The sequence below is a fragment of the Kosakonia sp. N21 genome, from assembly GCF_050587465.1.
Taxonomy (GTDB): domain Bacteria; phylum Pseudomonadota; class Gammaproteobacteria; order Enterobacterales; family Enterobacteriaceae.
The window spans coordinates 350,378-372,110 of sequence record NZ_JBOBHR010000005.1 but is presented as its reverse complement, the minus strand read 5'-3'; the positions used below and the strand labels follow the sequence as shown (position 1 = coordinate 372,110).

Genomic DNA, 21,733 nt, shown 5'->3' with positions numbered 1-21,733 from the left:
TATGTTGGCAGGTCTCTTCTCCGCCTCTGTGGCTACGGCCACGGAGGTGTTGCCCGTGGAAAAAGGCACGGTCGCGTTTCGCCGCGTGAGTAAACGCTATGGCGATAACACCGTATTAAATAACATTGACTTGCAGGTCGCCGCAGGTGAAGTGCTGGCGGTGTGCGGGCCTTCCGGGTCCGGCAAGTCCACGCTTATCCGGCTGATTAACCAACTGGAAACCCTCAGCGGTGGCGAGATCTACGTTGATGGTCAGCCGACCAGCCAGCTAAAAGGGCGAGGATTGCGCGAGCTGCGCCGCCACGTTGGCTTCGTCTTTCAGCAATTCAATCTCTATGCGCACCTTAACGCGCTGGACAATATTACCCTCGCGCTACGGCGCATTCATGGCAAAACCGAAGCCCAGGCACGGGACATCGCTCTGGCGTTGCTGGCGCGTGTCGGGTTGCAGGACAAAGCCCTGCACTATCCGGCGCAGTTGTCCGGTGGCCAACAGCAGCGGGTGGCGATCGCCCGTACGCTGGCGGCGGATCCGCATATCATTCTGTTTGATGAACCGACCTCGGCGCTGGATCCGGAGATGATTGGCGAGGTGCTGCAGGTGATGAAATCGCTGGCGCACAGTGGCATCACGCTCATCGTGGTGACGCATGAAATGCAGTTTGCCCGTGAAATTGCCGACCGGGTGATCTTCATCGACGGTGGCGAAATCCTTGAGCAGGCGACGCCAGCGCAGTTTTTCTCTGCACCGCAGCATCCCCGCGCGCAACGCTTTCTGCAGAAAGTGCTCAATCCACTGCATGCCGATAGCAAGGAGTTGTGATGGGGTTGCACCTTGACTGGGCGGGTGTGCTGACCGGGCAACCCGCACAATGGATCACGTCCGGCTTTCTGACCACCGTCTGGGTGACGCTCGCCGGTATGGCGCTGGCAACCCTGCTCACGGTACTGCTGCTGGCGCTACGGCTGGCGGGGGGAACGGTGGGACGCGGCGCCGTGGCGGTATGGGTATCGCTGTTTCGCAATACGCCGCTACTGGTGCAACTGCTGTTCTGGTATTTCGCCGCATGGAACCTGTTGCCGCAGAGTTTTCGTCAGTATGTGAATGACGATCATGCATTCAGTATCCTGCCGGGTGATGTCTGGTGGTTGACGCCGGAGTTTCTTTCGTCGGCCTGGGCGCTGGGTTTGTTTACCGCCGCGTTTCTGGTGGAGGAGATCCAGGCGGGGTTGCTGGCGGTGCCGCGCGGGCAGGTTGAAGCCGCGCAATCTCAGGGCTTCAGCAAACTGGCGCTGTTTCGCTGGGTGCTACTGCCGCAGGGGTTGCACAACGCCTGGCAGCCCGTTGTCGGACAGTATCTCAACCTGATGAAACTCTCGTCGTTGGCGACCGGTATTGGCTTTGCCGAGCTGACCTATCAGACCCGGCAAATTGAAAGCTACAACGCGCATGCGCTGGAAGCGTTTGCCATCGGCAGCGCGCTCTATCTGGCGCTGGGCCTGGTCATGAGTTTACTGTTCAATGCGCCGCGTAGCTGGCGTATGCGGCAACGCACAGCGGAGGTGCGCCGTGATCGCTAACATTTCGGTGATTACCGATAACCTCGACTATTTACTGTGGGGGCGTGCGGCGCAAGGTGAGGTGGGTGGCGTGCTGCTCTCGTTGCTGATGACCGCCGGCGCGGCGCTGCTGGCTTTCCCTGGTGGCATGTTGCTGGCGTGTCTCGCATGGCGTTTTCCCGGCTGGCCGCGCAAAATTTTGTTCCTGTGGGCGGAGATTATCCGCGGTATTCCGCTGATCTTTGTCATCTTCTGGTTATGGTTCTTGTTACCGTGGCTGACCGGTGCTGATTTGCCGGGGGCGGTGACCGTGACGCTGGCGCTGGCGTGGTTTACCTCCGCCTCGGTGATGTACTCCACGCTGGCGGCGCTGGGCGCGTTGCCGAAAGGACAATATGAAGCGGCGCTCAGCAGCGGGTTTGGCAGCGTGGCTATCCTGCGGCGGGTGTTGTTACCGCAGGCGCTACGTAATGCACTGCCGTCCTACGTCGGGTTGCTGATAGCCCTGCTGAAGGACACCTCGCTGGCGTTTATTGTTAACGTACCGGAGTTGACCACCGTTGCCGGGCAGGTGAATAACCGGGTGCAGGTGTATCCGGCCGCGTTATTTATTTTTACCGGTCTGGTGTATTACCTGCTGTGCAGCGCGCTGGAGTTTGCCGTTAAACGCGGGCAACGGCGTGCGTCACTGCCGGCCAATTAGCAACGACACCAGACCCGCCGCAATCAGTGGCCCGACCGGCACCCCCCGGAACAGGGCCACACCTAACACGGTCCCCACCAGTAATCCCGCCACCAGCGACGGTTGTGAGCTCATCAGCGTGACGCCGCGCCCGCCCAGCCACGAAACAAACACGCCAACGGCGATCGCGATAAGTGATTTCCAGTTAACAAAAGAGTGCAGCAGCGTCGATGGTGGCAGCGATCCGCTGGCTATCGGTGCCATCACGCCAATGGTCAGGATGATGATGCCGATCGTCAGTCCCTGTTTTTCAATCCACGGGAAAAAGGTGTTTAGCGGTGTGATGCGTACAATAATCAGCACAAGAATCGAAACGGCGACGGTGGTGTTGTGACTGACAAAACCGAGTGCGGCCAGCGCGAGCAAAATAAACAGCGTGGTATCAAACATACAGAGGTTCCTTGCCAAAAATGAAACCTGTTTACTCTACGCGCAAATGCGTGATGAAACAGACAATTTTCTGTCGGCAGATGAAATTCAGGCAGTTGCCAGAAACGGAACCTTACTGCGTAATCACGGGTTGTGATTACGCTGCTTCATGCCAGGTTTGCTGAGGGTCGTAGCCGCACGAGCGGTGTCAGAGACGGCGAAAATCGACCAGTTCTGGCTGAGCAATACGCAGATAATCCTGGGTATTCAGAATGACGGATTTTTCCAGCAGCCCGGCGTTAAAGGCAATGTCGTCAAAACGCTGAAACAGGATCGGATCTGCAACCAGTTGCAGCGCCGGATGAAAGCTGAAGGGCGGGATCGCGCCAAACACGCAGGCGGTTAATTCGTCCACTTCCGCCGGGCTTGCCAGTGAGGCTTTCAGCCCGCCAAAGTGCTGCGCCAGGCGGGAGAGATCGGCCTGAAGATCCGCGGCGAGTATCGCCAGAACATATTTTTTGACGCCGTTTCCTTTGATTTTGCATACCAGCGCTTTCGCGCCCTGGCCCAGTGCTGTCCCGCGAATTTCACTGACTTCTTCGCATTTGCCGACAGCATCGTGTTCCACCACGTGAAAACGCGCGTTGTGTTGTTTAAGGAGGGTCAACAAATGCTGGTGGACGTTACGGCTGGCAATCTCAGACATGAATATCTCCCGATACAGTTGAAGAGCATCAAGGATAATCCACGCAACGGATGATGAGAATAAAAAAGCCGCCTGAACAGGCGGCAAAAAATACAAGCACTACAAACAACGCTTTGTGTGTACTGTTTATTTTTTCTGCAAAAGGTAGCTGTTTTCAAAACCCGGAACGCTACCAATAACATCGAACCCGTTAAAGAAACCACCTGCACGCAGCAGATCAACCGCGGGGCCGACTTCCGGAGAGTATCTGTGGTCGCGATAGTCATCAAACACGATGAATCCGCCGCTGACGACAGTGGGGGAGTAGAGCAGAAAATCCACCAGCACATGCTGCTTGAGGTGACCACCATCAATATGCAGCAAAACGGTTTTTGGCGCGAATTCCAGTACGCGCTCAATGCTTCGCTCGGAGTAGCCGCGGATTAAATTGACTTCCGGGAAGATATGTTTGTGATAGAAGCCCAGCTCCAGAGGCTGGTTGGTCAGTTCCATCGGGTCGATACTGATGATGCGACGCTGACGGTTGCAGATCTCATTCATAAACGCGCTGGATTTGCCTTTCCAGACGCCGATTTCGATGATGTCGCCTTCCGCGCCGGAGTTGGTGATTAACCAGCACAGATAACCCAGCAGCTTCACGTGGTCATGGAACGACAGTTCCCGGCGGGGCATGGCCATTTCCGGCGGCAGAATCAACTGTGTCTGGGTGAATGTTTCACCGAGCGTGTCCCAGATGCTGTCAATGAAAAGTTTCATTTCTGCGTCTTGTATGAAGACCTTCAAGTCCTCCAGATCAAGCATTATCTCTCACCTTGTCTCTGTTCAGTCATCGCTGCGCCAGTCTGCGCCACGATTTGCAATGATTAAAATGTGCCACATTAATTTTTGCGCAAGCCGGGAAATAGCTGCGATTTTGCACGGCAATTCATGCTTTAGACCAATAGATCGGGGGCGTTGTGAAACAGGTCACAAAACAGTGCGGATCGGGGTGAGGCGGGAAAGGGCCGGTTATGCGGGATGCTGGCACGACAACCAGACGACGGAGATAAGGTGCGGGAACTGTATGACGGTCACAGTCGGTTTGCGAAATAGATGGGCAGCGCGCTTATTACGGATGACGGAGAGGCCTCAAGGGGAAAACGCTGAACGACGTATCGGTTTTCGGCATGCTGACGTACACACTATTAACCGGGTAAAAAAAGATAATTGGGTGGTTTAATTCGTCAGGGGTTTTGTCTTCATTTTACCTTTCCCAAATCGCAGACATAAAAACCCAGCCTCAAGAGGCTGGTTTTTCGGGGGAATTTTGGTCGGCACGAGAGGGGGGAACCTCCGCCCCTGACATCCCATATCAATGCACGTTATCTTAAAAGCCGCTTTGTGCCAAAAGCGGACCTTTCAGAGGCCATAGCAGACGTATTATCAAACCGGATACGCATGTTTTTTCAACAACCCCTCTCCGGTTCGAAAGGCTACAAACCATTTTCATGGGGGTTATTTATGTTGTAACCAGCGCTGAACACCCGTTAATGCAGAGTCAATAGCGCCTGCCAGATAGCCCGAGAATTGCGGCGACCATTCACTGGCGATACCTGTTATCTCACCGGACCACTCTCCCCTGGCGGGAAGTTGCTCAGGCATTGCGTGCCCGACCTCCTGCAGGAGATCAAATTCCGTTGCAGTAAACGGATCGGCTGCCCAGTCTTTTATATACTCAGCTTCAGGTTCTGCCGCATCCTGTCCAAATAAGCGTACGAGCTGCTCCCGGCAAAGGCTTTTGAGAACAGCTTCGCTGACAGTCCATCTCGATTTTGCCGGTACACCAATAAAACCAAAAATCGCCGTTTTTCCCGAATCAGGCTCGGATACGTCATGGATCTCTACCATTGGCCCCACGCGGCTTCCTGCATTCCCTGAAAGCTGCCGCTCATGCAATAGGTCTGTTTTATATACAGCGACATATTTTGCATGGGGAGCCATCCATGTCGGGATTTTCCGCCAGTTTGACAGCACCTGTTCCGGCATCACCGGTCTGAAATCTATGTTAGCTGCCAGGGCAGGAGGCAAAGCGAGGAAGACATGCTCACCGGAAAATACGGCTTTTTTACTGCCTTCGGACCGGGTATGGATCTGCACTTCCTTGCCAGCCCGGGAAACCGCCACCACCTGATAGCCGGTTTTAATCTTCTCAGCCGGGATCTGACTTTTAAGTGCCGCCGTCAGCGCCTGCATTCCTCCCTTCAGCCTGAAAGACGCCGGGGAGCTCTCCCATGCCGGATAGCGTTCGGGGGGCGAATCCAGCTGGCGTTCGTAGAGCATGTCACCCGGACGGCCGTGCGCGATTACCGGAAGATTAAGCTGCTCGATCAGTTGCGCGAAGTCCGGTTGAATACCAGGCCAGAACCACGCAGCCCCCATATCTACATGAATGCCAGCGGGGGTGCCCGCCAGTTCCAGGCCTGACAGCACGCGCCCGCCCGTTCTGTCACGAGCCTCAAGGATCACATAATCAACACCCGCTTTTTCAAGCAGCGTGGCAGCATAAAGGCCGCTTATGCCCGCACCAATGATAACAGCGCTCTGCTTCATAATGTCGCTCCGGTCAGGGTTGTCGGGCTGAGATGTCCCGTTTTCAGATAAAAAAGTGCGCCAGAGGCGGTGGCTATAAGAGCAGGCATATCACCCGGCGGAAACCGCAGCCAGCTTCCTGCCCCATAGCAACCTTCCGGCGCATGGAGTTCCCCTTGCAGAAGAAGGATCTCTGCTCCGCCAACAAGCGGTGCACAGAAGATCCGCTCACCCGGGGCAAGCTTCTTAAGCAGCACAGTTTCTGAAGTGCCGGAGAATAAAGGGCAGACTTGTCTTTGCGGCTGACCGTGCCAGTTAGCTGCCTCCTGCGTATTTATCCTGACCGGCTGGCGCTCACCGACAGACATCTGGCGCAGCTTGACGAAAATGGTTGTGCCGTCGCGACTTGAGGGTTGGTGAGAAGAACCGTCCGGGCTGCGCAGATACCAGCCGGCAGGATAGTCGACCCCGTTTTCGGTAAAAATACCGTCGAGCACCAGAATCTCCTCTCCGCCGGGATGGCTGTGTGCTGGAAATTCGGATCCGGGCGCATACCGGACAAGGCTGGTTGCGCGGGCCTGCTCACGACCAATCCGGTCAAGCATCACGCGCTTAACGCCGGGCTGGGGAGAAGGTATCCACTGATAATCGTCCGGAGTAACGACCGCACGCTGCGAAAAATCAGAATTCAGTAACATCATAGTGAATGATTAGACGGCCCCGCAGGGGCCATCTGCAGGCCTATTTGTTCGGCAGATTATCGTAAACATCCAGAGCACGCGCGGTATACGTCAGCGCTGCGCCAGTGTTCAGGTTAATGGCAACGGCCAGCGCTTCGGCGATCTCTTCGCGCGTGGCACCGTGCTTAACCGCAGCATCCACATGAACGGCCAGGCAACCGTCACAGCGGGTGGTGACGGCCACGGCCAGTGCAATCAGTTCATGGGTTTTGGGATCGAGGTGATTGTTTTCTGACGCCCCTTTATCCATCTGCTGAAAGCCTTTCATAAACTCTGGCTGCAGTTTGGCAAATTTGCCGATGGTGGCGAGCAGGCCACTGCGATATTCATTCCAGTTTAAGAACATTGAAAACTCCGGTTATTTTTTGTCTCAGAAAAATCATTACATGACGTCGAAAATACGTACGTCAGGCGCGCTGTTTAAATAGGGTTTTAATCCTGCAACGACATCCTGCGTGAACAGCGGACTGCTAAGGTATGCCTGCGCCTGCGCCACAGTCGTAAAGCCGTGCAGCACCTGGACATCCTCGTCACGGACAAGCAGCTCTTTAGAGGTGGCACCCTCGATGGTGGTCAGAAACGGGGTTTTGTATTTCTGGTATACCCCCGCGGCTGCCGCACGGTTTTCATTACTGATATCCAGGGTGATTTGCAGATAAGCCATCGTTCTCTCCTTCGCTCAGGGTTGAAGTAACACGCCCGGTTAAAAATCCGGTCTGTATTACCTTTCGTTGAGGGCGATTATCAGAAAGCCAGACAGCTTCAACAAATCAGATAATCTTGCGGAGCAGCGAAGAAATTCTATGTCGTGGTTTGGCAGGGAATAAGCATTACGCGCCCGGCGTGATTGCAGGAGCAGCGTAATGCCTGAGCGGGCAGTTTATGAACGATCCGAGACGACATCCTGAAGAAGCCAGTCGTGGAAAACTTTCACTTCATCACGCATGACTTTTTGCTGCGGGGTCACCACATAATAAGACCACTTGAGCGGCCACCGATGGTCAGGATGCAGCTGGACCAGCTGTCCGGTTTCGATAAGCTTTTTCACCAGAGCGTATCGCACGATGGCCACGCCCCTGCCACTCAGGGCCGACAGGATCACAGCTGAAGTGGAGTTAATATGCAGCCCGCTTTCCAGCGCTTCGGGGGCACCAACCGCCAACAGGACATCATTCCATGACGGAAAATCGGCCCCGGGATGGGGCGTGTCATCATGAATGAGTTTTTGCGTGGCGAGCCATTCACTGCAGGCCATTTTCCCGGACGGCACCAGGTGCGGACTGCAGATCAGTACCGCTTCCTCATCCATCAGCCAGGTTTTATTCACGCCTGGCCAGTCGCCCTGGCCGCAGCGAATACCGATATCCGCCTCGCCGTGCGACACGTCCATCAGTTTTTCCGTGACGTTAAGCCGCAGATCGATATTTTCGTGCGTTTCCGAAAACCGGTTCAGGCGATCCATTAGCCAGTTCATCACCAGTACCTGCGATGCCGTCACCACCACCACCGAGCGCGACCGGCGACCACGAAGCTTATTTAATCCAGTTTCCAGTTTGTCGAGCCCCAGCGTGATGTCCTGCAGTGCCTCCTGCGCCTCGTCAACCAGCGTCAGACGCTCTTTTCCTGAGCGGGTGCGGTGAAGAAGCGGGTGTCCGACCCAGTCTTCCAGCGAGCGTACCAGCTGGCCTACTGCGGCGGGCGTTACGCCAAGTTCCTGTGCCGCGCCGGTAAAGCTGCCGTGCCTGGCGGTGGCTTCAAAAGCATGCAGCCATTTAAGTCGGTTTAGCGATCGCATTGAGGTTATCCTGATTTATTATTTTCCTCAGTATACGCCAGCGAGAAAGATTTTCTTTCCTGAGTCGCAATTTCTTCTCAGTCGTCAATCAGGGGCCCGGGTGGCATTCTGATTTCACACGATGAGGAGCGCGGCTTTTCATCAATGACAACCATATGAATTTAAAGAGGTTAGCGATGAACGCATCTTTTGCCGGTAAAAAACTGTTAGTGGTCGGTGGTACAAGCGGTATGGGCTTCGAAACGGCGAAGCTGGTTCTGAAAAACGGTGGCAGCGTTGTGCTGGTTGGCAATCGTCAGGACAAAGCCGAGCAGGCCCGCCAGGCGCTGGCTGCAGACGGTCAGGTTTCCATCATCGTTGCCGACCTGATGAAAGAAGAAGGTATGCAGCACGTGGTGAATACCATCAATGCCGAACACAAGGATATCAGCCTGCTGGTCAATGCTGCTGGCGTATTTTTCCCGAAACCGTTCACCGAACATGAAGCGTCAGACTATGACATGTACATGAACATTAACCGCGCGACGTTCTTTATTACCCGTGACGTGGTGCGCAATATGGTCGAGGCCGGTATCAAAGGCTCCATCGTTAATATCGGCTCCATGTGGGCACAGCAGGCCATCGGTGCCACACCGTCTTCAGCTTACTCAATGGCAAAAGCGGGTCTGCACACGCTGACCAAAAACCTGGCCATTGAACTGGGTGAAAAAGGGATCCGCGTGAATGCAGTTTCTCCGGCCGTTGTTCACACGCCAATTTACGAAGGCTTCATTCCGAAAGACGACGTGAAGGACGTGATGAGCAGCTTTGACAGCTTCCACCCGATCGGTCGCGTGGGTACCCCGGCCGACATCGCGGAAACCGTTGCTTTCCTGCTTTCTGACAAGACTGGCTGGGTCACCGGCGCTATCTGGGATATTGATGGTGGCGTGATGGCTGGCCGTAACGCCTGATGACCATGCCGCACGCGCTTCCCCGCGTGCGGCACTGGAGTAATTATGCAAATCCAGACCGCGCATTATGACCTTGTCACCTCGTGGCAGGGGGGCATGGCCAGCCGGACGCTCTGCCAGTCCTTTTCCGCAGACAACGCTCCGCCTGCCCTGCAAAGTCATGTTATCGATTCCGATGAACCGGTTTCGCTGGGTGGCGAAGGGCTGGCTCCTGATCCCCAGGAGCTGATGCTCGCTGCGTTTAATGCCTGCATGATGGCCGCCTTTATTCTCGAAGCCAGGGCTGAAGGTCTCGCCCTTACGCATCTTGAAATACATACTGACGGGCACCTTCCAAAGGGTATACCGACCTCCGGTGACAGGCCCGCAGAGGATGCTTCCGGCAGGCTTGTGTATGTCATCCATGTCAGCGGTGGCGGCACGGTGCATCAGTTTGAAGGGGTCCATCAGCGGGTGATTGACTCCTCCCTGAACCGGTGGTTACTGGCCCAGAATATGCTGATCGAAGGTGACTTAATACTGAGCTGATGCGGCTGGATTGTTCTGTTCTACAGGAAAAAATGATATGACCACACCAAGAGTAACTCCCTGGCAGGATGAAGAGCCCGTTGACGGCTATCTTCTCAACGCGATAAAGGCCCGTCGGCCCGGTGGAAAACTGATAGGTATTGACCGGGTATTACTGAAGAGTGCTCCCCTGGCCACGGGCTGGAACGAACTGATGGTACGGGTACGTCAGGAATTTTCACTCAGCCTTGAATACCGGGAACTGATCATGCTGCGCGTTGCGCTCCTGAATAAAGCAGAATTTGAATGGAACGTGCACTACCCTGCCTATCTGGATGCAGGCGGCACTGCTGAAAAAGCCGAAGCCCTGCGGTTATCCTCCGCACCACACATCTTTAATGACACCGAAACGTTGCTGATACATCTTACGGACCAGTCCACCCGGAACGTCGTGGTTGAGGAGAACGTCATCGGGGCGCTGAAAAGCTTGTTAGGTGAAAAAGAGACCGTGGAAGCGGTTGCCACTGTCGCCGCCTATAACATGGTATCCCGTTTTCTCGTCGCCCTTGCCATCTGATACCCCTAGTTTTTCCGGTGCAATTTATGAATAAAAAATATCGCGCTATGCAGATCGTCGCCCCCGGGGTGCTGGAAATGACAGAGCGGCCGGTACCCGCTCCCGGCCCGGATGAGGTACTCATCAGAATTGAAGCATGCGGCGTATGCGGTGCCGATCTCCGGGACGCGGAAAAAGCGCCGCAGGCGGGCCAGCCCGGCCGTATACCAGGACATGAAATTGTCGGGTTTATTGCCCGGAAGGGGAATAGGGTACCCGATATCTGGCAAACCGGTCAGCGGGTAGGCGTCGGACGTCTGGGGGGGTACTGTCAGCACTGCAACCCCTGCCGCAGTGGGCTTTTTCATCTTTGTGAAAACCAGCTTACGCCTGGACTCAGCTGCGATGGCGGCTACGCAGAGTACGTCGTCATGCGGCACACCGCGCTGATAGCCATCCCCTCCGCACTCTCTTCCGTACATGCCGCGCCGATCCTCTGCGCCGGTACCGCAACCTTCAACGCGCTGCGTAATTCTGGCGCCAGGGCGGGCGACAGAGTGGCGATTCTCGGAATGGGTGGCCTTGGCCATATGGCCGTTCAATACGCCCGTAAAATGGGGTTTGACGTTACGGTGGTGGCACGGGGTAGCGAAAAAGAACGCGCGGCCATTGAGCTGGGTGCGCATCGCTACATCGATACACTTAAGGAAAACGCATCAGAACGCCTGAAAAAAGACGGCGGTGTGGATTTTATTATGGCAACGGCACCGGCTTCAGAAACGGTATCAGCCCTTCTGTCCGACCTGGCCCCTCGGGGAAAAGCGATCCTGCTGGGTACCGGACAAACGCCGCTGCAGATCATGCCGGGTATGATGATCGGCGCTGAACGGACCCTGACAGGGTCTTTCGTCAGCACACCGGCGCAAACCGAGCGCGCGCTGCAGTTCAGCCACCTCTTTCAGACGTTGCCTGTCACAGAGTTGCTGCCCTTTGAAAGGGCAAATGAGGCGCTCAACCGACTTAAGCAGGGTCAGGCGCGATACCGGATAGTGCTCACCATGAATCAGGATAATTAATCACATGCCCGCTGAACATTTCCTGCCTGTTGCAGACCAGAAAAATAATATCATCCGCCTGTCTGCCGCACAGGCTCTCGCCGGCGCTAACTCTGTGGTTTTTTATGCTACAGGGGCAATTGTGGGTAACGCCATTGCGCCAGCCAGTTCGCTGGCCACACTGCCCATTACCATGTTTGTTCTGGGGATGGCAGCCTGTATTCTGCCGTTAGGTTCACTGGCGCGAAAAGAAGGCCGGAAAGCCGCCTTTATGGTCGGCACCGGCGCAGGGGTTATTACCGGCCTGACTGCTGCCCTGGCCGTCGTTGTAGGCTCATTCCTGTTATTCTGCATTGCTGCTTTTCTTGGCGGTGCCTATGCGGCGGCCGCGCTCAGCTTTCGTTTTGCCGCAACGGACGGCGTTACGCCCGAACGTCGGGCCCGGGCCCTGTCGCTTGTGATGGGAGGCGGAGTGATTGCCGGTGTGATTGGCCCCATGCTGGTTTCCGGAACGATGCACCTCTGGCCGCCTCATACCTTTGCCGTCACGTTCACCGCCCAGGCGCTCGTGGCCGTTATATCAGCGTTCATTCTTAAAGGCGTGAAAACCACAGAACCTGCCAGCGCAGTAAAAACGGGTGGACGACCTTTGCGCGAGATTGTCCGACAGCCAGGGTTTGCCAGAACCGTATTCAGCGGTGCGGTAACCTATATGGTGATGAACTTCCTGATGACGGCAGCACCACTCTCGATGCACATGCACGGTATTTCTCAGCAGGCGTCCAATCTCGGTATCCAGTGGCATGTTATTGCCATGTACGGTCCGGGCTTTTTCACCGGCAAATTAATTAACCGCTTTGGCGCCATGCGTATCGCCGCTGCGGGCCTGCTTATCACGGCATGCTCTGTCCTGGCCGGACTCGGTGGCACTGATATTATTCACTACTGGTTGTCGCTGATTTTGCTGGGTCTTGGCTGGAATTTTGGTTTCACCGGCGCATCGGCGAAGATCATTGAATATCACCGTCCCGAAGAGAAAACCCAGGTCCAGTCCCTGAACGATTTTGTCGTGTTTGGGGTGATGATTGTAGGGTCATTTTCTTCAGGAGCCCTGCTCAGTCTCTACGGCTGGAACGCCGTCCTGTGGGGATCTCTTTTTCCCGTCGGGCTTGCCTTTTTAGGTATTGTTAAGGAGTTGCAGGCAAAGAAGCAGGATAAATTAAGCTTCTGACGCAATTTTATCTGCTGCCTGGAAGCGGGTTATGTTGATGTGAAAAGTATCTAAAGCCCAAAATCAACGAGCATGATTTTGGGTATATTTCTCGATGTTCACTAGCTCCATAATCTAATCAACGTCTGCTCCTCGCTCATAGCGGACGTTGCTGCACCACAATTTAACTCAGAAACCTTCGTAATATTCAGCAGTAAGGAACAGCAAGTCGTTGAATGACCGGGTGAGTTTTTTGAGCGGGTATGATGAAAAGTCAAACTAACTCGTTGCGTATGTGAGATAACTCGACTGATTTTAAATCCCTTGTCTCTATCGGAAAATCATTCCCAAAAACCAGACATAAGCTTCTGATCTTATTCGACATTTTTAACATTCAAAATGAAGGAAATCAGCCAGGAAAATAGGATTAACTGGCTGATTTATATAGACTAGCTACCAGAATTGGCGCTCTGTTTGTGGAACAACTCGCGGAACACCGGATAAATATCTTCCTGATCACGGATATGCTGGATGGCGAAGTTATCGAACATCGTTTGCAGATGTTCGTACTCGCGCCATAGCGTCTGGTGCGCACGGCGAGTGATCTCGATATAGCTGTAGTAACGCACCACAGGCAGAATTTTCTTCGCCAGGATTTCGTGACACAGCGGCGAGTCATCCGCCCAGTTATCACCGTCAGACGCCTGCGCCGCATAGATATTCCACTGCGCCGGGTCGTAACGATCTTTGACCACTTCATCCATCAACTTCAGGGCGCTGGAGACAATCGTGCCGCCGGTTTCCTGTGAGTAGAAGAACTCGTGCTCATCCACTTCTTTCGCCTGCGTGTGGTGGCGGATATAGACCACTTCAACGTTTTTATACGTCCGGCTCAGGAACAGATAGAGCAGAATATAGAAACGCTTGGCCATATCTTTGGTGGCCTGATCCATGGATCCGGACACGTCCATCAGGCAGAACATGACGGCCTGGCTGGAGGGCTCAGGGCGTTTTTCGTAATTTTTGTAGCGTAAGTCAAAGGTATCGATAAACGGCACACGCTCGATCTTCGCGCGCAGTTCCGCAATCTCTTTGCGTAATCGCTCCTCTTCAAGCAGTTGCACAGGTTCGCTTTTGGCAACCGTATCCAGACTCTCTTCCAGTTCTCGCAGTTCGCGGCGTTTACCGGCCGTCATGGCCGTGCGGCGGGCGAGCGAGTTCTGTAGCGAACGCACCACGCTGATATTCGCCGGTACACCGTTGGCGGTGTAGCCGGCACGGTGGGTTTTAAATTCATTGAGCTGCCGTTGCTGGTTTTTTTTCAGGTTCGGCAGTGCCAGATCCTCAAACAGCAAATCGAGGTACTCATCTTTGGAGATCTGGAAAACGAATTCATCTTGTCCTTCACCGTCCTGGCTGGCTTCACCCTGACCGCTGCCACCACCGCCACCGCCGCCCTGCGGGCGTTCGATACGGTCGTTTTGAACAAAATGATCGTTACCCGGATGCACACGATGGCGCAAACCACCGCGCCCCTGATGAAACATCGGTTCGCTGATATCCTCTGTCGGGATGGAGACGGATTCGCCGTTCTCCACGTCGGTCACCGAGCGCTTGTTGATCGCCTCGGAAATCGACTGTTTTATTTGCGCTTTATAACGGCGTAAAAATCGCTGGCGGTTAACCGTGCTTTTATTTTTGCCGTTCAGACGCCGGTCAATGAACCAGGTCATAGTTCCCTCCCGCTGCGTATGCCAACTTTGCTGCCAGGCCGCGCCCGTGACGCGGCCTGTGCGTTGTTATGATGATTTACGTACACGCAGATACCATTCGCACAGCAGGCGAACCTGCTTACGGGTGTAGCCTTTCTCCATCATACGATCGACAAAGTCGTCATGTTTTTTCTGCTCGTCGGTTGAGGTTTTGGCGTTGAACGAAATCACCGGCAACAGCTCTTCGGTGTTCGAGAACATTTTTTTCTCGATAACCGTGCGCAGTTTTTCGTAACTGGTCCAGTTCGGGTTGCGGCCGCTGTTATTGGCACGGGCGCGCAGCACGAAGTTGACGATTTCATTACGGAAGTCTTTCGGGTTGCTGATCCCGGCGGGCTTCTCGATTTTTTCCAGTTCCGCGTTCAGTGCTTCACGGTCAAAGAGCTGACCGGTATCCGGATCGCGGTACTCCTGATCCTGGATCCAGAAGTCCGCATAGGTGACATAACGATCAAAGATGTTCTGCCCGTATTCGGAATAGGACTCCAGGTACGCCGTCTGGATCTCTTTGCCGATGAACTCGGCGTATTTCGGGATCAGATAGCCTTTCAGGAACTCCAGGTAACGTTCCGCCAGCTCTTGCGGGAACTGTTCGCGCTCGATTTGCTGTTCCAGCACATAGAACAGGTGCACCGGGTTCGCCGCCACTTCAACATGGTCGAAGTTGAAGACGCGGGAGAGGATTTTAAAGGCGAAACGCGTCGACAGACCGTTCATCCCTTCATCCACCCCGGCGTAGTCGCGGTACTCCTGGTAAGACTTCGCTTTCGGGTCGGTGTCTTTCAGGCTTTCACCATCATAGACGCGCATTTTTGAGTAAACGCTGGAGTTTTCCGGCTCTTTCAAACGCGACAGAATCGAGAAGCGCGCCAGTGTTTCCAGAGTGCCCGGCGCGCAAGGCGCGTGGGACAGCTCACTGTGATTAAGCAGTTTTTCGTAAATTTTGATCTCTTCCGAGATACGCAGGCAATAAGGCACTTTGACGATGTAAACACGGTCGAGGAACGCCTCATTGTTTTTGTTGTTACGGAACTGCACCCATTCTGATTCGTTCGAGTGGGCAAGAATGATGCCGTTAAAGGGCAGGGCGGAAATCCCTTCGGTCCCGTTATAGTTCCCCTCCTGCGTGGCGGTCAGCAGCGGGTGCAGCACCTTGATGGGCGCTTTAAACATTTCGACGAATTCCATGATCCCCTGGTTGGCGCGGCACAGTGCGCCGGAGTAACCGTAGGCATCAGGATCGTTTTGCGCGTGGTTTTCCAGTTTGCGGATGTCCACTTTACCCACCAGCGCCGAAATATCCTGGTTGTTTTCGTCACCGGGTTCCGTTTTCGCAATCGCTATCTGCTCCAGAACCGACGGCCATACTTTAACTACCCGGAATTTACTGATATCGCCACCGAAGTCATGCAGGCGTTTTGCCGCCCACGGCGACATGATGGTGCCGAGATAGCGCCGTGGAACGTTGTACTCTTTTTCCAGGATCTGCGCGTCTTCCTGGGGGTTAAACAGGCACAGAGGATGGTCGTTGACCGGGCTGCGCTCGCCATTTGCGCTCAGCACGTAAATGGGCACACGCTGCATCAGCGATTTCAGGCGTTCAGCCAGTGACGATTTACCCCCACCCACCGGGCCAAGTAAATAAAGGATCTGTTTCTTCTCTTCCAGTCCCTGTGCAGCATGCTTGAGGTAAGAAACGATCTGTTCAATGGCTTCTTCCATTCCATAGAACTCTTCAAACGCCGGGTAGCGTCCAATGACCCGGTTCGAAAAGAGACGGGAAAGCCGTGGCTCCTGGGCAGTGTCAACCATCACTGGCTCACCAATGGCCATCAATAGCCTCTCTGCCGCGTTAGCATAGGCACTGCGATCTTGCTTACATATTGCAAGAAACTCCTGCAGTGTGAACTCTTCGTCCTTGGCAGCTTCATAGCGCTGGCGATAGTGATCGAATATATTCATGGCATGCCGTCCTTTCGTTTTTTTAGCACAGGTTAAGAGCCGTTCATATGAGTAGTAGAGGCTCCCGGAAGCGTTAACTGAACGACGCTGAATGTCATACAGCAACCCTTATGCCAGGTTGCCAGTCATTAACCAGGTGCGTGTCAGGTAAAACGTCTTCTTAAATTAAGCGTAGATGGCTTTGCAAAACTTGCATGCCGTCAAAAAACAATTTCAATGACATATCAATAACTCATCCAAAAAAAACTGCTTTTGAGATAAGCGTCAAGTGGCGGCGTCTTATGCCGGTCATATAATTGCAAGCTGCCTGTCATTTAATGACCGCAGAGTAATGGGTTTAGTTTTGTAATGATTAGGTAAAAAAATTTGGGGTCGATGTGCAGCGCGGTTAAACTTCTCGCGCAATTATTTGACTACGGAAAGGAAGGACTGTGACCAAAATCAAACTCCTGGCACTGGGTGTGCTGACTGCAAGCACCGCATTTGCGGCTAACTCAGAAAATACCTTTTCTCTTGGCGCGGGGGTCGGTGTTGTTGAATCCCCGTATAAACAGTACGACAGAGAGGTTCTCCCGGTCCCCGTTATCACCTATGAGAGTGATAATTTCTGGTTCCGTGGTTTGGGCGGGGGTTATTACCTGTGGAATGACGACGCCGACAAACTCTCCATCACCGCGTTTTACTCCCCGTGGCGCTTCAAGCCGAAAGACAGCGATAACAATCAATTGCGCCAGCTGGACAGCCGTAAAGCCACGGTCATGGCGGGGCTCTCTTATATCCACAATACGCCATACGGCTTCCTGCGCACGACGCTTGCCGGCGATACACTGGATAACAGCAACGGTATCATTTGGGATGCGGCATGGCTCTATCGCTACACCAATGGCGACCTGACGTTAACGCCGGGTATTGGCGTGGAGTGGGCGAGCGACAAACAGAATGAATATTACTACGGCGTTTCCCGCGCCGAAGCGCGCCGTAGCGGTCTGAACAGCTACGATCCGGACAATGGCTGGAGCCCTTATCTGGAGCTGAGCGTGAGCTACCGGCTCTCTGATAGCTGGAGCGTGTACGGTACCGGGCGCTACACGCATCTGTCTGATGAAATCAAAGACAGCCCGATGGTGGATAAGTCCTGGGCGGGGCTGTTATCCACAGGGGTGACCTACCGTTTCTGATTGTGCACTTTAACAGTGCAATCTGTGCATCAAAACAGGGCCTGTGGCCCTGTTTTGCTTTACGCTGGTGCGTTTATCGCAGGAGGATGGTATGGCAGAGAAAAACGTCACGTTTACAGGTCAGGTTACTCTTCCCGCCGTGGGCCAGGGAACCTGGTATATGGGCGAAAATGCGCGGCTGCGCAAGTCCGAGGCGGATGCACTGCGTGCGGGCGTCGAACGGGGACTGACGCTTATTGATACGGCGGAAATGTATGCTGACGGCGGGGCGGAAGAGGTGGTTGGCGACGCATTACAGGGCGGCCTGCGCGACAAGGTCTTTCTGGTTTCCAAAGTCTACCCGTGGAATGCCGGTGGCAAGAAAGCCATTGCCGCATGCGAAGCCAGCTTGCGCCGTCTGAAGACCGATTATCTCGATCTCTATCTGCTGCACTGGCGCGGTAACTATTCACTGGCTGAAACCGTCGACGTGATGGAAACGCTGATGCAGCAGGGGAAAATTCGCCGCTGGGGCGTCTCCAATCTTGACTATGGCGATATGCAGGAGCTTTCCCGCGTGACCGGAGGGAGCGCGTGCGCCACCGATCAGGTGCTATATCATTTGGGATCGCGCGGTATTGAATACGATCTGCTGCCGTGGTGCCAGCAACAAGGGATGCCGGTAATGGCATATTGCCCGCTGGCGCAGGCGGGACGTCTGCGGGACGGCCTGCTGGAAAACCGCGTGGTGCAGGATATTGCCCGGGCGCATGGCGCAAGTGCGGCGCAAATTTTGCTGGCGTGGGTTATCAGTCATCAGGGCGTGATCGCCATTCCGAAAGCGGCAAGCGTTGCGCACGTGGAAGAAAATGCGGCGGCGCTGGGCATTACGTTGAGTCCGGATGATCTGTCCCGACTGGATAACGCCTTCCCGGCGCCAAACCGTAAAACGCCGCTGGATGTGGTGTAACGCGTTTTTTACCCTCTCCGCCGGGAGAGGGTAAGCGCAGTGATTAACGTTTAACCACGCGAATGGTCTGTGCCAGGCGGGACGGTTTCTCTTCGGTGGTTTTCTGCGGTACGGTCGCATTGACCGATTCCACGCACACGAAGGTCTTGTAGCCGTCATCCGGCATGTCAGTCATGCTGGCGGAAAGCGCCGGACCCGGGTTCCATGCCACCACGTTGGCATTGTGGCTGTGGATCACTTCAATCTTGCGATTCAGCGCATCGTCATGAATCACGCTGCAGGCCTCTGCGTTCAGATAGACGCGATCGGTACGGTCCGGGAACGTCTGTACACCGTCGGCCAGCACATCTTCTTTTGCGTCATTCACTTTATCAATCAAGCGATCGCCCAGCCCGCTGACTTTCACCGCCGCGATATCGCCAACGTTGAAATAGGTATGCAGGGCCGACGTGGTTTCAAATTCACCGTGGGCTTCCAGCTCCATTTCACAGGTTGCGCCCAGCTTATAACGGGCATACAGCGTGAAGTCATGCGGCCAGAATTTGCGAGAGGCATCGCTGCTTTGCAGTTCAAATGTCAGCACCACGCCAGCAGCGTCTTCGTTATGGGCCTTCAGCACCCATGGCAGATTACGCGCAAAACCGTGTGCAGGCAGTCCTTGCTCTTTTGCCGGGCCAAACCATGGCCAGCATACCGGCACGCCGCCACGCAGCGCGACGCCTTTTTTAAACGGGGTATTGCCGCTCAGCCACAACACTTCTTCTTCACCTTGCGGTTTCCAGGAGAGCAGATGCGCGCCCTGCAGGGCGAAGGAGCCTTTTACCTGCGGATGGTCGACGACGATCACATCCAGGTCGTCCATTTTGCGGCGGGAAAGAACGGGGGTAATTTGTTCGACTACCGGAAGTGCAAAAATTTTATTAATCATTAACGCAATCCTCTGTCTTCAAAACAAAAAAAGAGCGACCGAAGTCGCTCTTTCAGATCATGTTCTCATCTCAACTTATTTGGAGATGTGAGCGATCAGGTCCAGAACTTTGTTGGAGTAGCCAGTTTCGTTGTCGTACCAGGAAACCAGTTTCACGAAGTTGTCGTTCAGTGCGATACCCGCTTTAGCATCGAACACGGAAGTGCAGATTTCGCCGTTGAAATCGGTAGAAACAACGTCGTCTTCGGTGTAACCCAGAACGCCTTTCATCGCGCCTTCAGAAGCGGCTTTGATGGCTTTCTTGATTTCTTCGTAGGACGCTGCTTTTTCCAGACGAACGGTCAGGTCAACAACGGATACGTTCGGAGTCGGAACGCGGAACGCCATACCAGTCAGTTTGCCGTTCAGTTCCGGCAGTACTTTACCTACTGCTTTAGCAGCACCGGTAGAGGACGGGATGATGTTCTGTGCTGCGCCGCGGCCGCCGCGCCAGTCTTTGTGAGACGGGCCGTCAACGGTTTTCTGGGTTGCAGTGGTCGCGTGAACAGTGGTCATCAGACCTTCGATGATACCGAAGTTGTCGTTGATAACTTTTGCCAGCGGAGCCAGGCAGTTGGTGGTGCAGGATGCGTTGGAAACGATGTCCTGGCCAGCGTAAGTTTCGAAGTTAGCACCGCGTACGAACATCGGAGTGTTGTCTTTGGACGGGCCAGTCAGAACAACTTTTTTCGCGCCAGCGGTGATGTGTTTACGTGCAGTTTCGTCGGTCAGGAAGATACCGGTCGCTTCAGCAACAACGTCAACACCGATTTCGTTCCATTTCAGGTTAGCCGGGTCTTTCTCAGCAGTAACACGGATGGTTTTGCCGTTAACAACCAGGTGGCCGTCTTTCACTTCTACGGTACCGTTGAAACGGCCGTGAGTGGAGTCATATTTCAGCATGTACGCCATGTATTCAGCGTCCAACAGATCGTTGATACCAACGATTTCGATGTCAGAACGTTCCTGAGCAGCACGGAAAACAATGCGACCGATACGGCCAAAACCGTTGATACCTACTTTGATAGTCATATATTCCACCAGCTATTTGTTAGTGAATAAAAGGTTGGCTGTAAAATTACAAAAACCTTACGCAGCGTCAAGCGGAATCGTGTCAATCATTGCGACAAATCAATCCTCCGCATAACCTTTGTTCGACTGACTCGCCTCACTCTTCCTTTGAGCATGTCCACACATGGGGACGCCGCCCGGAATTTTAAAGGTCAGACAGGATAAAAATGTGAAGCTACTCACAATTCCCCGGCTGCTTTAACGCAACTGCTAAGTTTAGAACAAAAGTTAACACCTGAGTGTTAATGTTTTGTTAGAATTGGGCTGAAAAGTTGTCGAGTTTTTAGCGTGAGATGTGAGCAAATGGCGAATAATTCTTCTGAAAACGACCTGAAAAAAGATCTGACGGAAATGCAGTTTTATGTGACGCAAAATCACGGCACTGAGCCGCCGTTTACCGGGCGTCTGCTGCATAACAAACGCGACGGCGTGTATCACTGTCTGGTGTGCGATGCCGCGCTGTTTCATTCTCAGACCAAATACGATTCCGGCTGCGGTTGGCCGAGCTTTTTCGAACCGGTGAGCGAAGAGGCCATCCGCTATATCAACGATTATTCTCACGGTATGCAGCGGGTGGAAATTCGCTGCGGGAAATGTGACGCGCATCTCGGGCATGTGTTCCCGGACGGCCCACAACCTACCGGTGAGCGTTATTGCGTCAACTCCGCGTCGTTGAGCTTCACCGATGAGGAAAATGGAGACCAGACACGCGGTTGAAAAATCGATTCAGCGATTATTCCATTGGAGTTAAACAGGATGAGTGTTGATCAAATCGTTAACAGTATGACACCGGAGATCTATCAGCGTCTGGTGACCGCCGTAGAATTAGGCAAATGGCCGGATGGCGTCGCGTTGACGCCGGAGCAAAAAGAGAACAGCTTGCAACTGGTGATGCTGTGGCAGGCGCGAAATAACACCGATGCGCAGCACATGACTATCGATACTAACGGGCAGATGGTGATGAAGAGCAAGCAGCAACTGAAAGAAGATTTTGGCATTGCGCCAAAACCGATAGCGACGTTTAAGTCATAACCGCACTGTGCCCCGCCAGGAAAGGTCAGGCGGGGCAAAAC

24 protein-coding genes are annotated in these 21,733 nt (G+C 54.1%); 12 read left to right on the top strand and 12 right to left on the bottom strand.

The annotated features are described in order from the left end of the window. Position 1: 1 nt before the first annotated feature. The 3 genes from ACQ3G7_RS14945 to ACQ3G7_RS14935 are packed head-to-tail and all read left to right on the top strand — an operon-like array spanning position 2 to position 2,263. Entirely contained in the window at positions 2 to 823 is an 822-nt protein-coding gene (locus tag ACQ3G7_RS14945) for an amino acid ABC transporter ATP-binding protein (RefSeq protein WP_263097054.1), read from the top strand. Then, on the top strand, positions 823 to 1,581 hold the full coding sequence (locus ACQ3G7_RS14940; protein ID WP_263097053.1) for an amino acid ABC transporter permease: 759 nt from the start codon (positions 823 to 825) through the stop codon (positions 1,579 to 1,581). The genes ACQ3G7_RS14945 and ACQ3G7_RS14940 overlap by 1 nt, the downstream gene beginning before the upstream one ends. After that, positions 1,571 to 2,263 (top strand): amino acid ABC transporter permease, encoded by a 693-nt coding sequence (locus ACQ3G7_RS14935; protein WP_430890399.1) that lies wholly within the window; start codon positions 1,571 to 1,573, stop codon positions 2,261 to 2,263. The genes ACQ3G7_RS14940 and ACQ3G7_RS14935 overlap by 11 nt, the downstream gene beginning before the upstream one ends. On the opposite strand, the gene ACQ3G7_RS14930 is transcribed toward ACQ3G7_RS14935, so the two are convergent. The 8 genes from ACQ3G7_RS14930 to ACQ3G7_RS14895 all read right to left on the bottom strand — a co-directional run bounded on the left by ACQ3G7_RS14930 (position 2,246) and on the right by ACQ3G7_RS14895 (position 8,480). Continuing rightward, positions 2,246 to 2,692 carry a DUF441 domain-containing protein gene (locus ACQ3G7_RS14930; protein ID WP_263097051.1) on the bottom strand — a complete coding sequence of 149 codons (447 nt, stop codon included), beginning with the start codon at positions 2,690 to 2,692 and terminating at the stop codon, positions 2,246 to 2,248. The two genes, ACQ3G7_RS14935 and ACQ3G7_RS14930, sit on opposite strands and share 18 nt — an antisense overlap. 187 nt (positions 2,693 to 2,879) lie before the next feature. Further along, positions 2,880 to 3,377: a YbaK/prolyl-tRNA synthetase associated domain-containing protein gene (locus ACQ3G7_RS14925; protein ID WP_430890398.1), complete on the bottom strand. Its 498-nt coding sequence runs from the start codon at positions 3,375 to 3,377 to the stop codon at positions 2,880 to 2,882. A gap of 126 nt (positions 3,378 to 3,503) precedes the next feature. Next, positions 3,504 to 4,133 (bottom strand): class I SAM-dependent methyltransferase, encoded by a 630-nt coding sequence (locus ACQ3G7_RS14920; protein WP_263097049.1) that lies wholly within the window; start codon positions 4,131 to 4,133, stop codon positions 3,504 to 3,506. Positions 4,134 to 4,871: 738 nt separating this feature from the next. After that, on the bottom strand, positions 4,872 to 5,966 hold the full coding sequence (locus tag ACQ3G7_RS14915) for a flavin monoamine oxidase family protein (protein WP_113228090.1): 1,095 nt from the start codon (positions 5,964 to 5,966) through the stop codon (positions 4,872 to 4,874). Next, complete coding sequence (locus ACQ3G7_RS14910) at positions 5,963 to 6,646, bottom strand: cupin domain-containing protein (protein ID WP_113228091.1); 684 nt, start codon at positions 6,644 to 6,646, stop codon at positions 5,963 to 5,965. Before ACQ3G7_RS14910 ends, ACQ3G7_RS14915 begins: the two co-directional genes overlap by 4 nt. Positions 6,647 to 6,686: 40 nt before the next feature. Next, entirely contained in the window at positions 6,687 to 7,031 is a 345-nt protein-coding gene (locus tag ACQ3G7_RS14905; protein WP_113228092.1) for a carboxymuconolactone decarboxylase family protein, read from the bottom strand. A gap of 36 nt (positions 7,032 to 7,067) precedes the next feature. Beyond that, positions 7,068 to 7,349, bottom strand: a complete 282-nt coding sequence (locus ACQ3G7_RS14900) for a hypothetical protein (protein ID WP_076738132.1) — start codon at positions 7,347 to 7,349, stop codon at positions 7,068 to 7,070. A 216-nt stretch (positions 7,350 to 7,565) separates the two neighbouring features. Next, positions 7,566 to 8,480, bottom strand: coding sequence for a LysR substrate-binding domain-containing protein (locus ACQ3G7_RS14895; protein ID WP_113228093.1), 915 nt, complete (start codon positions 8,478 to 8,480; stop codon positions 7,566 to 7,568). A 176-nt stretch (positions 8,481 to 8,656) separates the two neighbouring features. Between ACQ3G7_RS14895 and ACQ3G7_RS14890 the strand changes: the two genes are divergently transcribed. Genes ACQ3G7_RS14890 through ACQ3G7_RS14870 form a run of 5 tightly spaced genes read left to right on the top strand, consistent with a single transcriptional unit; the run spans position 8,657 to position 12,782 of the window. Beyond that, positions 8,657 to 9,433: an SDR family NAD(P)-dependent oxidoreductase gene (locus ACQ3G7_RS14890; protein ID WP_430890397.1), complete on the top strand. Its 777-nt coding sequence runs from the start codon at positions 8,657 to 8,659 to the stop codon at positions 9,431 to 9,433. 45 nt (positions 9,434 to 9,478) lie between these two features. Continuing rightward, positions 9,479 to 9,961, top strand: coding sequence for an OsmC family protein (locus ACQ3G7_RS14885; protein WP_430890396.1), 483 nt, complete (start codon positions 9,479 to 9,481; stop codon positions 9,959 to 9,961). A 37-nt stretch (positions 9,962 to 9,998) separates the two neighbouring features. Next, positions 9,999 to 10,517, top strand: a complete 519-nt coding sequence (locus tag ACQ3G7_RS14880; protein WP_430890395.1) for a carboxymuconolactone decarboxylase family protein — start codon at positions 9,999 to 10,001, stop codon at positions 10,515 to 10,517. Positions 10,518 to 10,543: 26 nt separating this feature from the next. Further along, positions 10,544 to 11,572, top strand: coding sequence for an alcohol dehydrogenase catalytic domain-containing protein (locus ACQ3G7_RS14875; protein WP_430890394.1), 1,029 nt, complete (start codon positions 10,544 to 10,546; stop codon positions 11,570 to 11,572). A gap of 4 nt (positions 11,573 to 11,576) precedes the next feature. Further along, complete coding sequence (locus ACQ3G7_RS14870; protein ID WP_430890393.1) at positions 11,577 to 12,782, top strand: MFS transporter; 1,206 nt, start codon at positions 11,577 to 11,579, stop codon at positions 12,780 to 12,782. A gap of 428 nt (positions 12,783 to 13,210) precedes the next feature. On the opposite strand, the gene ACQ3G7_RS14865 is transcribed toward ACQ3G7_RS14870, so the two are convergent. Then, positions 13,211 to 14,494: a YeaH/YhbH family protein gene (locus tag ACQ3G7_RS14865; protein WP_430890392.1), complete on the bottom strand. Its 1,284-nt coding sequence runs from the start codon at positions 14,492 to 14,494 to the stop codon at positions 13,211 to 13,213. 66 nt (positions 14,495 to 14,560) lie between these two features. Then, positions 14,561 to 16,495 carry a protein kinase YeaG gene (yeaG, locus tag ACQ3G7_RS14860; RefSeq protein ID WP_061495010.1) on the bottom strand — a complete coding sequence of 645 codons (1,935 nt, stop codon included), beginning with the start codon at positions 16,493 to 16,495 and terminating at the stop codon, positions 14,561 to 14,563. A gap of 431 nt (positions 16,496 to 16,926) precedes the next feature. On the opposite strand from yeaG, the gene ACQ3G7_RS14855 reads away from it, so the two are divergent. Beyond that, entirely contained in the window at positions 16,927 to 17,673 is a 747-nt protein-coding gene (locus ACQ3G7_RS14855) for a MipA/OmpV family protein (protein WP_430890391.1), read from the top strand. Positions 17,674 to 17,764: 91 nt separating this feature from the next. Beyond that, entirely contained in the window at positions 17,765 to 18,622 is an 858-nt protein-coding gene (locus ACQ3G7_RS14850) for an aldo/keto reductase (RefSeq protein WP_430890390.1), read from the top strand. A 43-nt stretch (positions 18,623 to 18,665) separates the two neighbouring features. Here ACQ3G7_RS14850 and ACQ3G7_RS14845 read toward each other — a convergent pair whose 3' ends face one another. Together ACQ3G7_RS14845 and gapA are read right to left on the bottom strand one after the other, a co-directional pair. Beyond that, positions 18,666 to 19,550 carry a D-hexose-6-phosphate mutarotase gene (locus ACQ3G7_RS14845; RefSeq protein ID WP_430890389.1) on the bottom strand — a complete coding sequence of 295 codons (885 nt, stop codon included), beginning with the start codon at positions 19,548 to 19,550 and terminating at the stop codon, positions 18,666 to 18,668. Positions 19,551 to 19,625: 75 nt separating this feature from the next. Next, positions 19,626 to 20,621: a glyceraldehyde-3-phosphate dehydrogenase gene (gene gapA, locus ACQ3G7_RS14840; RefSeq protein WP_263097038.1), complete on the bottom strand. Its 996-nt coding sequence runs from the start codon at positions 20,619 to 20,621 to the stop codon at positions 19,626 to 19,628. 342 nt (positions 20,622 to 20,963) lie between these two features. Here gapA and msrB point away from each other — a divergent pair, with 342 nt between their 5' ends. Continuing rightward, positions 20,964 to 21,377, top strand: a complete 414-nt coding sequence (gene msrB / locus ACQ3G7_RS14835; protein ID WP_263097037.1) for a peptide-methionine (R)-S-oxide reductase MsrB — start codon at positions 20,964 to 20,966, stop codon at positions 21,375 to 21,377. Positions 21,378 to 21,416: 39 nt separating this feature from the next. Next, positions 21,417 to 21,692 carry a YeaC family protein gene (locus ACQ3G7_RS14830; protein WP_430890388.1) on the top strand — a complete coding sequence of 92 codons (276 nt, stop codon included), beginning with the start codon at positions 21,417 to 21,419 and terminating at the stop codon, positions 21,690 to 21,692. The last annotated feature ends 41 nt before the right edge of the window (positions 21,693 to 21,733 follow it).

What these genes read in the sequence shown, in the direction of transcription:
- ACQ3G7_RS14945 (WP_263097054.1), top strand. Translation starts at nt 2, where the DNA reads ATGTTGGCAGGTCTCTTCTCCGCCTCTGTGGCTACGGCCACGGAGGTG.
- ACQ3G7_RS14940 (WP_263097053.1), top strand. Translation starts at nt 823, where the DNA reads ATGGGGTTGCACCTTGACTGGGCGGGTGTGCTGACCGGGCAACCCGCA.
- ACQ3G7_RS14930 (WP_263097051.1), bottom strand. Translation starts at nt 2,692, where the DNA reads ATGTTTGATACCACGCTGTTTATTTTGCTCGCGCTGGCCGCACTCGGT.
- ACQ3G7_RS14925 (WP_430890398.1), bottom strand. Translation starts at nt 3,377, where the DNA reads ATGTCTGAGATTGCCAGCCGTAACGTCCACCAGCATTTGTTGACCCTC.
- ACQ3G7_RS14920 (WP_263097049.1), bottom strand. Translation starts at nt 4,133, where the DNA reads ATGAAACTTTTCATTGACAGCATCTGGGACACGCTCGGTGAAACATTC.
- ACQ3G7_RS14915 (WP_113228090.1), bottom strand. Translation starts at nt 5,966, where the DNA reads ATGAAGCAGAGCGCTGTTATCATTGGTGCGGGCATAAGCGGCCTTTAT.
- ACQ3G7_RS14910 (WP_113228091.1), bottom strand. Translation starts at nt 6,646, where the DNA reads ATGATGTTACTGAATTCTGATTTTTCGCAGCGTGCGGTCGTTACTCCG.
- ACQ3G7_RS14905 (WP_113228092.1), bottom strand. Translation starts at nt 7,031, where the DNA reads ATGTTCTTAAACTGGAATGAATATCGCAGTGGCCTGCTCGCCACCATC.
- ACQ3G7_RS14900 (WP_076738132.1), bottom strand. Translation starts at nt 7,349, where the DNA reads ATGGCTTATCTGCAAATCACCCTGGATATCAGTAATGAAAACCGTGCG.
- ACQ3G7_RS14895 (WP_113228093.1), bottom strand. Translation starts at nt 8,480, where the DNA reads ATGCGATCGCTAAACCGACTTAAATGGCTGCATGCTTTTGAAGCCACC.
- ACQ3G7_RS14890 (WP_430890397.1), top strand. Translation starts at nt 8,657, where the DNA reads ATGAACGCATCTTTTGCCGGTAAAAAACTGTTAGTGGTCGGTGGTACA.
- ACQ3G7_RS14885 (WP_430890396.1), top strand. Translation starts at nt 9,479, where the DNA reads ATGCAAATCCAGACCGCGCATTATGACCTTGTCACCTCGTGGCAGGGG.
- ACQ3G7_RS14880 (WP_430890395.1), top strand. Translation starts at nt 9,999, where the DNA reads ATGACCACACCAAGAGTAACTCCCTGGCAGGATGAAGAGCCCGTTGAC.
- ACQ3G7_RS14875 (WP_430890394.1), top strand. Translation starts at nt 10,544, where the DNA reads ATGAATAAAAAATATCGCGCTATGCAGATCGTCGCCCCCGGGGTGCTG.
- ACQ3G7_RS14870 (WP_430890393.1), top strand. Translation starts at nt 11,577, where the DNA reads ATGCCCGCTGAACATTTCCTGCCTGTTGCAGACCAGAAAAATAATATC.
- ACQ3G7_RS14865 (WP_430890392.1), bottom strand. Translation starts at nt 14,494, where the DNA reads ATGACCTGGTTCATTGACCGGCGTCTGAACGGCAAAAATAAAAGCACG.
- yeaG (WP_061495010.1), bottom strand. Translation starts at nt 16,495, where the DNA reads ATGAATATATTCGATCACTATCGCCAGCGCTATGAAGCTGCCAAGGAC.
- ACQ3G7_RS14850 (WP_430890390.1), top strand. Translation starts at nt 17,765, where the DNA reads ATGGCAGAGAAAAACGTCACGTTTACAGGTCAGGTTACTCTTCCCGCC.
- ACQ3G7_RS14845 (WP_430890389.1), bottom strand. Translation starts at nt 19,550, where the DNA reads ATGATTAATAAAATTTTTGCACTTCCGGTAGTCGAACAAATTACCCCC.
- gapA (WP_263097038.1), bottom strand. Translation starts at nt 20,621, where the DNA reads ATGACTATCAAAGTAGGTATCAACGGTTTTGGCCGTATCGGTCGCATT.
- msrB (WP_263097037.1), top strand. Translation starts at nt 20,964, where the DNA reads ATGGCGAATAATTCTTCTGAAAACGACCTGAAAAAAGATCTGACGGAA.
- ACQ3G7_RS14830 (WP_430890388.1), top strand. Translation starts at nt 21,417, where the DNA reads ATGAGTGTTGATCAAATCGTTAACAGTATGACACCGGAGATCTATCAG.